Annotated in this window: 11 protein-coding genes; 7 read left to right on the top strand and 4 right to left on the bottom strand. The window is 48.6% G+C overall.

The features are described from left to right. Positions 1-116: 116 nt before the first annotated feature. Positions 117-1676: a serine hydrolase gene (locus tag A8O23_RS16095; protein ID WP_066623296.1), complete on the bottom strand. Its 1560-nt coding sequence runs from the start codon at positions 1674-1676 to the stop codon at positions 117-119. A gap of 194 nt (positions 1677-1870) precedes the next feature. Between A8O23_RS16095 and ruvX the strand changes: the two genes are divergently transcribed. From ruvX to A8O23_RS16075, 3 genes are all read left to right on the top strand, one after another. Next, positions 1871-2290, top strand: coding sequence for a Holliday junction resolvase RuvX (ruvX, locus tag A8O23_RS16090; protein ID WP_066623294.1), 420 nt, complete (start codon positions 1871-1873; stop codon positions 2288-2290). After that, entirely contained in the window at positions 2287-2853 is a 567-nt protein-coding gene (def, locus tag A8O23_RS16085; RefSeq protein ID WP_066623291.1) for a peptide deformylase, read from the top strand. The genes ruvX and def overlap by 4 nt, the downstream gene beginning before the upstream one ends. Positions 2854-3023: 170 nt before the next feature. Continuing rightward, positions 3024-3536, top strand: a complete 513-nt coding sequence (locus A8O23_RS16075) for a hypothetical protein (protein ID WP_153042246.1) — start codon at positions 3024-3026, stop codon at positions 3534-3536. Between the two features lie 68 nt (positions 3537-3604). Here the strand turns inward: A8O23_RS16075 and A8O23_RS16070 are convergent, their stop codons facing one another. From A8O23_RS16070 to A8O23_RS16060, 3 genes are read right to left on the bottom strand one after another with little or no spacing between them, the layout of a single operon-like run. Next, positions 3605-4345: a hypothetical protein gene (locus A8O23_RS16070; RefSeq protein ID WP_153042245.1), complete on the bottom strand. Its 741-nt coding sequence runs from the start codon at positions 4343-4345 to the stop codon at positions 3605-3607. A gap of 21 nt (positions 4346-4366) precedes the next feature. After that, positions 4367-5116: a hypothetical protein gene (locus A8O23_RS16065; RefSeq protein WP_066623279.1), complete on the bottom strand. Its 750-nt coding sequence runs from the start codon at positions 5114-5116 to the stop codon at positions 4367-4369. Then, on the bottom strand, positions 5106-5648 hold the full coding sequence (locus A8O23_RS16060; RefSeq protein ID WP_066623276.1) for an RNA polymerase sigma factor: 543 nt from the start codon (positions 5646-5648) through the stop codon (positions 5106-5108). The genes A8O23_RS16065 and A8O23_RS16060 overlap by 11 nt, the downstream gene beginning before the upstream one ends. A gap of 276 nt (positions 5649-5924) precedes the next feature. On the opposite strand from A8O23_RS16060, the gene A8O23_RS16055 reads away from it, so the two are divergent. The 4 genes from A8O23_RS16055 (at position 5925) to A8O23_RS16040 (ending at position 10385) form a co-directional block, all read left to right on the top strand. Next, the gene (locus A8O23_RS16055) at positions 5925-6887 is read left to right on the top strand and encodes a zinc dependent phospholipase C family protein (protein WP_066623274.1); all 963 of its coding nucleotides are present in this window, start codon (positions 5925-5927) and stop codon (positions 6885-6887) included. A 130-nt stretch (positions 6888-7017) separates the two neighbouring features. After that, on the top strand, positions 7018-7713 hold the full coding sequence (locus tag A8O23_RS16050; RefSeq protein ID WP_066623271.1) for a hypothetical protein: 696 nt from the start codon (positions 7018-7020) through the stop codon (positions 7711-7713). A gap of 104 nt (positions 7714-7817) precedes the next feature. Continuing rightward, positions 7818-8525: a hypothetical protein gene (locus A8O23_RS16045; protein WP_153042244.1), complete on the top strand. Its 708-nt coding sequence runs from the start codon at positions 7818-7820 to the stop codon at positions 8523-8525. Between the two features lie 207 nt (positions 8526-8732). Then, positions 8733-10385: a S41 family peptidase gene (locus A8O23_RS16040; protein ID WP_066623262.1), complete on the top strand. Its 1653-nt coding sequence runs from the start codon at positions 8733-8735 to the stop codon at positions 10383-10385. The last annotated feature ends 173 nt before the right edge of the window (positions 10386-10558 follow it).

The raw sequence follows: 10558 nt of genomic DNA, 5'->3' as shown, positions 1-10558 counted from the left end.
TGAAAAACAGGTTAAATTCGCAATAGGCCTTCCTGTGTTATGCAGACCTGTGAGTGTATCTGTCCAGCTACGGGAACTACTGTTGATGGAATAACGAACAACAATGAACGAAAAGGCTACTCCTTCACCCGCTCAAACTCCAGCTCGGAGAAGTGGAAGTCGGGATTGCTGGCGTCCAGGCGCATTTGGGAAATGGAGCCGTCGGGGCCGGGCAGGAAGCGTACGTTGGTGGGGGTGAGCAGCGCGAATTGGGTTTTCCAGTTCAGGTTAAAAATATCTGCTTTCCAGGGAGAAAGTTCACCACCCAACGCTGGCGCCGGAAGCAGGTTCAACACCAGCTTTCCGTTTTGCAGGGCAACAGTGGCATCGCCATATAACTGGCTGCGGTAGGTGCCCACATATTCCTGCAGTGGACGAGTAGGAGAAAATGCAGTCTCCTTTTCTTTTTGACTGTCGGTAATTTTCTGTTCGGCACGGGCTTTTTTAATCAGGTCAAGGCTGAACTGGCTCCAGTCTCTCCCTTTCTTGATGCCTAAATATTGGTCAATGGTGTAGTTGGCCAAAGGGCCGGTAATGCTGGTCATGCTGTTGGTGAGAATAATAATGCCTAGCTTCTCCTCTGGCACCAGCACGGTGCGGCTGTTCATGCCTTCGTGGCCGCCACCGTGGGCTACAATTTTGCGTCCCTGATAATCATTGAGCATCCAGCCTAAACCAGCACCTGAAAAATGGATGCTGGGGTTCATGGCTTGGGCCTGAGGGGCAATGGGGAACGGGTTCTCCATGGCCCACATGGTGTGGCTGGCGTTTTCTGAGATAATACGGCTGCCGTTGTACGTGCCCTGGTTTAGCTGAAGGCGCATCCATTGGGCATGCTGGTTTACACTGGTAAAAATACCGGCTGCGGGGTTCCAGCTATCCCAAGCGGTAATGACAGTAGGCACTGGGTTTCCGTTAGCGTCATTGCCGTGCGGGGTGGCTACATTGGCTACACCTTTCAGCTGGTTTACACTGGTGTAGGACCGGTTCATTCCCAACGGCCCGAAGAAGCGCTCCTGAATAAACGATTCCCAGGTTTTGCCGGAAATGGCCTCAATCACTTCGCCGGCGGCAATAAACATGAGGTTAGAGTAACCATAGCCGTCTCTAAAGCCAAAGGTGGGCTGTAGAAAACGCGCACGTTCCAATATTTCGCGGCGGCTGTAGGTGGTGTTGTACCAGAGTAAATCGCCGGAGAACGTTTCCAAGCCCACACGGTGGCTCAAAAGATCTTTTATGTTCAGTTCCTGAGTGACGTAGGGGTTGTAGAGCTGCAGGTAAGGCAGGTATTTGGTCACCTTATCGTCCCACTTCAGCTTGCCCTCGTCTACCAGAAGGGCCAGCGCGGCGGCAGTGTACGCTTTAGAGTTAGACGCTATCCCGAAGACAGTATTCTCATCTACTTTGCCGCCTTTCTGCCCGTTCAAAACCCCGTAGCCTTTGGCAAACACCACTTTGTCGTTTTTTACAATGGCAATGGCCATGCCCGGCACGTTCCAATCTTTGAGCGCCCGTTGGTAGTAGGCGTCTAATTTCTTTAAATCGGCTTGGGCAAAAGAAGAGGCTGCAGAAACCAAAAGGAGCAGCAATACGAAAAGAATCCGGAAAGAAATCCGGTGAATAGGGCTGAAAGTCATAGGTAGGCAATAAGTTCTGCCGGGTAAGTTACGCAAAAGCCGCTGCCTACAAAAGCGGCAACCGGTGCAGCGCGGCAGTTTCCGGAATAATGCTGTAACTTTGTGTTCCCGGGAAGGTATTCGGCTACCGCCGATGCTGGCGCGGAGAAGCGTTTTCGGCCTGATTTCCGTAAAACACAGCTAAAACAGAAAAGATGGGGCGAATACTGGCCATAGATTACGGGGTGAAAAGGGTAGGCATTGCGGTAACAGACCCGTTGCAGCTCATTGCCTCGCCCTTAGACACCGTACACAGCCAGAACGTGTTGGCTTTTTTGATAGAGTACACGCAGAAAGAGGAGATAGACGTGTTTGTAGTAGGCATGCCCGTGCATTTAGACGGCAACGCCACCAACAACACCCAGCACGTGGTAGGCTTTGTCAGGAAGCTGCAAAAGCAGTTCCCCCACATAAAAGTAGTCACCCATGATGAACGCTTTACCTCGCGGATGGCGTTTCAGACCATGATAGACGCCGGACTGAAAAAGAAAGCCCGCGCCGACAAGGCCACTGTGGACCGTGTGAGCGCCACCATTATTTTACAGAGTTATTTAGAGAGCAGACAATACTTATGATTTACCCTATAGTTGCCTACGGTGACCCCGTACTTCGCACCAAAGCCCAGGATATTCCGCAGGATTATCCGGAGCTGAACAAGCTCATTGAAGACATGTTCGAGACCATGTACCACGCCCATGGCGTTGGCTTGGCCGCTCCTCAAATTGGCAAAAGCATCAGGTTGTTCGTGATTGACTCAAAGCCATTTATGGAAGAAGGCGAAGAAGACAAAGGCGTGAAGAAAGCGTTCATCAACCCCGTTATGGTAGAAGAATCTGGCGAGGAGTGGGGCTTTGACGAAGGCTGCCTGAGCATACCCGGTGTGCGCGAGGAAGTCTGGCGCCAGGAAAACATCCGGATCCGGTACTATGACGAAAACTGGGTGCAGCACGAAGATGCCTTCGACGATCTCACCGCCCGCGTCATTCAGCACGAGTACGACCACATTGAAGGCATCTTGTTCACCGACCACCTTTCTGGCTTGAAAAAGCGCCTGCTCAAAGGCAAACTCACCAAAATCAGCAAAGGTGATGTGGACGCTGACTACAGAATGAAGTTCGCCGGGTTAGGCAAGCGGTAAGCAGCGGTTACCGCTAACTTTTGTGAAACCTCATAGGTCTACAGAGACCTGTGAGGTTTTTGCGTTTTAGGGTTGTTTTTGAGAAAAGAGGCTGAAAACGGGAATATGGTATTGTTGATGCGCTGGCTGTTTTTCTCTATCTTGGTTTGTAACTTCAGAAAAGCATTGCCATGAAACAGTTCATCCTTTCCCTGATACTTCTGCTGCTTTCCTTTTCCGGCCAAGCCCAAAAACTGAAATACAATCAGCTGTTGAAGCTACAGCAAATGGAGAAGCATGAGGTAGCAAATTACCTGCAAAAGAAAGGTTGGACCACAAGCTCAGACTCTGCTCCCACAGAGGAAACAATGGGGAAAGCAGTCTGGGCTTTTTCACCACAGGGTGCAAACGCCACCGCTTGGCTTATTTTCTACTACAACCCCACCAGTCCCAACCGGATTCTTTACAACGCATCCGGTAGCCCAGCCTTCTATAAAATCAGAAAGAAAGTAGAGGAACAAAGTGAGATGGTAACAGACGCACCGGATAAAACGGAGCAGCCAGAGTATGTTGATGCTTATTTTGATTTTGTGAAAGATGAGCATGTATTTCGTTTATTAACATACACGCAGCCTAACTATTTCGGCATAAAGATTTTCAAAAAAGAAGATTACCAAAAGGCAAAGAAAAACGGGCGGCTATGAGTCAAAGGAGCCACACAACTGCCCATTCTTTATTGCAGGTTCACCGGAAGATATAAAAAAGCTTTTACTTAAAACCGCAGGCTCACCCCCGGGAAGAAGGTTTTCAAGTTATTAGTGATGTACAGCTGCGGCATGACTTTAATCATGTTGTTCAGGATGGGGTAAGAATAAGACAACCGAAAGGTGTTCTTCTCAAAATACCCACCGTTCGACTGCACCAGGTAGCCCACTGATATTCGCCTGAAATTTTCCGTTTCTCCGGAATTATTGATGCCGAACGGGGCAAACTTCCGAAACCCGAAACCCACGTCTACAAAGGAATTAACGTGCATACGGTGCTTGTTCTCAGGAGTGCGGTCAAAGAAGAAGTTCATGTCATAGTTCACGAAATAGGCTTTGTCTTTTAGGCGCACTTCCAGACCAGGTGAGAACTGGGGCACAAAATCCTGTCGTATCAAACCCGCACCCACGCTCGCCCAGATTACCAGCTGATCAGTTGACTTGGTGGTGTCTGTTGACTCGGTAATGACTTGCTGGGCCGGGGTGCTTGTGGCAGGGGCAATGCCGTTGCTTTCTTTGAGCTGTGTGTTCAACGTCTTCACTAAGGAGTCAAGGCTGGTTTTCTCCAGCAGGTTCAGCTTATTGAGATCATCCAGCACTAAAATCATTTTGATATTGTGCGGTAGTTCCACCACAATTGAGTCGGTGGGGCTGGCTGGGTTCTTCCTGATCTGGGTTTGGGCTAAGGCGGCGTTGCAGAAAAGACAAAGCAATAGCATTCCTGCCGATAATAAATTTCGGTGTAGCATAGAGGTAAAATGTAAGGTTGGTTAAAGTTTTATGCGGGTGCCTATAGCAGGCAAAGACGGTTTGGTAGTGGCCAGTTGATATTGGTCAGGTGAAACAGGTTCTGGTTTCTGAATGCGGAGGCGCAGTTTCCTTTTTTTCTGCGGGGTCTGCAAATCTGGTGTATCAGATGTTGCCCCCATTGCTAAAGCTTCCTGCTGCGCCAATGTTTTTGCGCCCAATACCACCGTAATTTTAATAGAGGAAGTTTTGCTTTCAGCCGCAGGAGTAGCTGACAAGGTAACAGGTTCAGGAACAGGTAAAAACGTCTGCTGCTGTTCCGGAAGAGTCGGCGCATTTTCTGAAACAGAAGATGTCGTTTTTTCTGTTTTTTGGGATGCAACAAAGGCTTTTGTGCGTGAAGTAGGAGTTGTTGCTTGAGCAGGAATAACAGAATTCTCAGGTGTGGAGGGAATTTCCGGCTGCTGGCTTAACTTCGCCCTAAGGGAACTTGGCTTTATTTGCTGCTGCGCTGGAACAGTGGTAACAGCAATGGTCTGCACTGGCTCTATTTCTGATAAACGGAAGAGAGACAGTCCGGCTGCTAAAGCTAGTACTAATCCTGCGGCCACGCCCCAATAAAATCCTCTGTTCAGTTTCCGAGGTTTGGGTTGTAGCGCGGGCGCTAGCTTCTCCCAGCTCTTTTCCGGAGTCCAGTTAAATTGGGGAGGGGGCGTGTGTTGCAGCTCCTCTACTTTCTCCCTGAATAAATTTTCTAAGTTGTCAGACTGCAAAATTCAACTGGTTTTTGGTTAATAAATTCCGGAGCATGGCTTTGGCTTTGCTCAACTGCGACCGTGAGGTTAATTCGCTTATCTGTAACTGCTCGGCTATCTCTTTGTGGCTGTACCCTTCTATCACGTACAGGTTAAACACGGTGCGGTAGCCGTTCGGGAGCTCTAAAATTAATCCGTAAATATCTTCGGCAGACAGGGTGCTGTAGATATCTTCTTCTACTAGTATTGGCAAGTCTTCTGAAAGAGAACTGAGATGGAAATTGTTTGCCTTCCGGAGAACCATCAGGCATTCATTCACTACAATTCTTTTGATCCAGCCAGCTAAGTCTTTATCAGTTCTATACTCAAAGCCTTGCAGGTTGGTGAATACCTTCTGAAAGCCTTTCAAAAGCGCGTCTTCGGCTTCATGCTGGTCTTTCAGGTAGCGGCAGCAAATCCGAAACATAGGAGTAGCGTAGGCTTCATACAACTGCTTTTGGGCTTTTCCGTCGCCTTGCCTGCATTGGCGAATAAGCTGCTCTTCTTTCAAATGAAACGGGCTCTAGTATGGGTGTTCAAAAGTAAGAATGCCGGCGTAGTTCTAAACGTTGCTTGCCTATGAATAAATTTTCAGAGGGAAATTAATTTTCTTCTATAGATGAGGAAGACAAAAGCTGGTGATGGCTCCTGTGCTTTCAATTCTTGCTACTCTTTGCGCTTGGCAGATAGGTGCTGCAAGGGTAACCAGCTCCTGTTTCAGGCCTAGTTTTAAAAAATCAGCCCGAAAACAGCATGCGCTCCAGCCTCAAATTACGTACATAATTGTATGCGAAGAATTTGGCTGTTCCTTCCTTTGCTTTTCCTCTTAGCCTACACCGCCTTAGGGTGGGGCTTCTACGCGCACCAGCGTATTAACAGGCAGGCGGTGTTCACTCTTCCGCCCGAGATGATAGGTTTTTACAAGCAGCACCTGCCTTACATCACCGAGCAAGCCGTCGCCCCAGACAAACGCCGCTACGCCGTGCCAGAGGAAGGGCCGCGCCATTTTATTGACCTGGACGTGTACGGAGACAGTGCTTTGTACAAACTTCCGCGCCGCTGGGAAGACGCGGTGCAGCAGTTTACGCTTGATACGCTGCAACGCCACGGCATTGTGCCCTGGCATATCAATTTTGTGCAGTATCAATTAACGGAAGCTTTCAAGCACCACGACGTACCGCGTATCTTGCGGTTATCGGCGGAGCTGGGGCATTATGTAGCCGATGCCTGTGTTCCCTTGCACACCACCCGCAACTACAACGGCCAGTTTACAGGGCAGCGCGGCATACACGGGTTGTGGGAAAGCCGGTTGCCAGAGCTTTGGAGTCAGGAGTATGACTTTTTTCTGGGGCCGCCGCAGTACCTGCAGAACCCCGGCCGTACTGCCTGGGATATTGTAGCCCGTTCACATGCGGCGCTCGATTCAGTGTTTTCGCTAGAGAAACAACTCACCCAGGCTTTCTCAGACGATAAAAAGTACAGTTTAGAAGAAAGAGGAGCAACTACAGTACGGGTATATTCCCGTGAGTTCAGCCAAGCATATCATAGGGGATTGTATGGTCAGGTGGAGCGGCAGGTGCGCTTGGCCACGCACATGGTGGCCAGTTACTGGTTCACCGCCTGGGTGAACGCCGGTCAACCTGATTTGCGCAACATAGTACCTCTCACCCCAGAGCAACGACAGCAGCTGGAAACCCAAAAACCGGTATATCAGACTGGAGAACACGAGGAACGGGAGCAGGAGCGTTAACTAAAAGTGTTTTGGAGCTGGTTTTCTAAAATCAAGCGAAAAACGCATATTGCTTTAGCTTATGGTTGCCAGAACAAAAACGGGTGGCCTGGTGTTGAGTATGGGCAAGGGCGGCAATCTATAGTCTCACATGAGAAATACATTGAACTTTGATTACTTCATGATTTCACTGGGCTTGGCTACACTGGTAGTGCAGTGGAGGCTTGCCAGTGAGGAAAAGAAAGACGCGGAGCGGCAAGAGCAATATATGGTTAATGCTGCCGTGGTGCCCGCCACACAAGTGCAGGAGCCTACCTTTGAGATTACCTATCCGGCTGGTTCCCCCTATCAAGATTTAGCCTGGCCAGATTCTACTCAGCCTGATCCGTTTCAGCAGGTGCAGCAGATTAGCATGTATAACGCCAATAACCCAAATTGGGCCGGTAAAGATACAGACATGCGGCTGTTGCTGGAGGCGCACCAAAACAAACCGTATTATGCGGTGCTACAGCAGTTGGCCGCCAATGAAATGCTCCGCAACGAACTGTTCCACCACTACTACCAAGACCCTACCTCAGAGGGAATGTTGCAGGCCATAGGGTTTTACACGCAGCAGCTGCTGGAGGCGAAATCTGAAGATGCCAAATTGATTTATATGTGCCTACGGGCTCTGAAAGACTATTGGCCCCAGAAGCAGATAGCACAGGCCGCCCAAATAACAGCCCAGCGGGTGCAGGCAAAGCCGGTAACATCTGGCGCCGATACCGCCACCACCATTGGCTACCACCGGCAGGTATATGCGCGGGTTTTAAAGAAGATGGCGGCACCGGCAGAAAAAAATCAGTAGCTTTAGCGTGTGTCGGATTATTGTGTTGCTATCTTTATCAGTTAAAGAAAATGCTTTGTCTGGTCAGAGGCAAGCAGTAACTATCATTTAAGTATACTCCGGTTATGATTAATTCTCTTTCTCGAAAAGTTGTTCTATGTTCTTTGGTGCTGGGTTCAACCAGCCTTTTCTCTTGTGAGCAGATGCTGCGTGACAAAGCGGCCCAGGAAAACGTAAATGAAATGGGCCAAGCAGAATCAGCAACTGAACAGGCCGCAGAAGCCGCTCCCAAAGAGCCTCTCTTTGAGATCACATACCCAAAGAACTCTAAATATACTGATCTTACCCCACCAGCTGGCGTAAAGCCAAATCCGTTTGAAGAAATAGAGAAGATTGCGGCAGAACATAAAGACAACGAGAACTGGGCCGATAAACATGCCGACATAAAAGGGGTGTTGCTGCAGAATGAGCAGAAAGATTACTATTTTGTGCTGCAACAGTTGGCCGCCAACGAAATGCTCCGTAATGAGCTGTTCCACCACTATTACCAAGACCCGGGCAACACCGGAATGCTGCAGGCCATTGGCTTTTACACAGACCATTTGGTAGAGGCTAAGTCAGAAGATTCAGAGTTGATCTATAAGAGCTTGAGAGCCTTGAAAGATTATTGGCCACAAGATAAAATTGCCAAGGTAGCTATGGCAACTGCCGCCAGGGTGCAAGCAAGACCAATAGAAGCCAGCGCCGACACTGCCAGCCGCAACGGAAAGTACCGTCAGGTGTACGCTCGGGAACTTCAGAAAATGGCGAACCGCATGAATGGCAACGGCTAGTTTTTAGGCTGGCAAGTTGAGGGCAAGGCTGAAGCATGAGCAAAGCCTTGCCCTCTGATTCTCAATAGTGAACGGGTAAAACCTGTAGGGGAGTAGGCAACTTTACTGGCACCTTATTTGTATTATAAGGGAAAGCCTCAGAGAGATTTCCCTTTAATTAATCGTGCTGCATGAGGCGGAGCTCTTTAAGTAAAGCCAACCATTTCTATGGAAGAAAATAAAACAGATAAAAAAATAGTGAACAGCCCTTTTCACGTTCGGCTGCCTTTGTTTCTAGGCCTAGCCGTAGCGTTGGGAGTGTTGTTAGGTGCAACTCTGTTCCAACCTAGTTCCTATAACCCGCAAGGTACCGCGCGCGGTTACCTCAAGTTCAGAGAGGTGCTCAGTTACATTGACCGTGATTATGTAGACACCGTCAATACAGAAGAACTGTCTGAATATGCCATTAACAAAATGCTGGAGAAGCTGGACCCGCATTCTTCCTACATACCAGCTAAGGAAGTAGCCATGGCGCGTTCTTACCTTGAAAGCGACTTTGACGGCATTGGCGTAGAGTTCAATATCTTCAGAGATACCTTGTATGTGATTGCCCCTATCAGCGGTGGCCCGTCTGAGCAGGCGGGTATTCAGGCCGGGGACAAAATCATTAAAGTTGACGGCGAGAGCATTGCCGGTAACACCCTTACAAACGAAACAGTCTTTAAAAAGCTCCGTGGGCCTAAAGGGTCAAAGGTTGACTTGACTGTTTTACGCCGCAACGAGAACAAGCCACTGCAATTCACGGTTACTCGTAAAAAGATTCCTTCTGTGTCAGTAGATGCCGGTTACATGGTAGATGAGCAGACTGGTTACATAAAAGTAAGTAGGTTCTCAAACGGCACTTATCCTGAGTTTAAAGCCAAGTTAGGCGACCTGAAGAAGAAAGGCATGAAACGCCTGATTCTTGACTTACGCGACAACCCCGGCGGTTATTTAGACCATGCCACCCGTATGGCCGATGAGTTTATCTCAGGCAGCAAAAAACTAGTGTATACTGATGGAAAAGGATCCAAATTTGACGCGGATTACTATGCCAAAGCCAAGGGAGACTTTGAAACAGGTCCGGTAATTGTCTTGATTAATGAGGGAAGTGCCTCTGCTTCTGAGATTTTAGCGGGTGCCTTGCAAGACCATGACCGTGCCTTGATTGTAGGCCGCCGTTCGTTCGGAAAAGGGTTGGTGCAGATGCCTGTTAATTTGTCTGACGGCTCTGAACTACGCCTGACTATCAGCCGGTACTATACCCCTAGCGGTCGCTCAATCCAGAAACCGTATGACCCGAATAACTCAGAATCATACAGCATGGACATCATGAACCGCTACAAGCATGGTGAGTTCTTCAGCAAAGACAGCATTCAGTTTAATGACTCATTAAAGTATGAAACCAGCAGCGGGCGTATAGTGTACGGTGGCGGAGGTATCATGCCAGATGTGTTCGTGCCGCGTGATACTACTGAAAATACAGAGCTTCTAACGGATTTGTACCGCAAAAACGTACTCCGTGAATATGCTATGAACTACTACCGCGACAACCAGAAGCAACTGGAGAAAATGACATTAGAAGATTTTCAGGCCAACTTCAGAATAACCGACGCCATGATGCAGTCGCTGCTGAAGCAAGCCAAACGGGCTGATATAAAAGTAGTAGATGAGCAACTGAAACGTTCTCAGAAAACCATTAAGAACAGCTTAAAAGCATACATAGCCCGGAGCCGTTTTGAAGCCGAAGGATTCTTCCCGGTGCTGAACGAGATAGACCCTGAGTTTCAGCGAGCCTTAGGTCTTTTTGACCGAGCCGCCCAAATCAGCTTAGGTAAATAACATGAGAAAAGCGCAACAGGAAGTTACCCTGTTGCGCTTTTTTATTTATCTTTCTTTTGGCTCAGGCCGTAGTCGTTTTAGCCCTGTTTTATTATAAACAGCCTGAAAATAGGGTAAAGTCATTTGCCTATTCAGGATTCACTCATTGAAACAATCACTCATTCACGCATTGA

It is taken from the genome of Rufibacter roseus (assembly GCF_001647285.1).
Taxonomy (GTDB): Bacteria; Bacteroidota; Bacteroidia; order Cytophagales; family Hymenobacteraceae; genus Nibribacter; species Nibribacter roseus.
The sequence above is the reverse complement of the archived record's forward strand: the minus strand, read 5'-3'. Positions and strand labels throughout refer to the sequence as shown.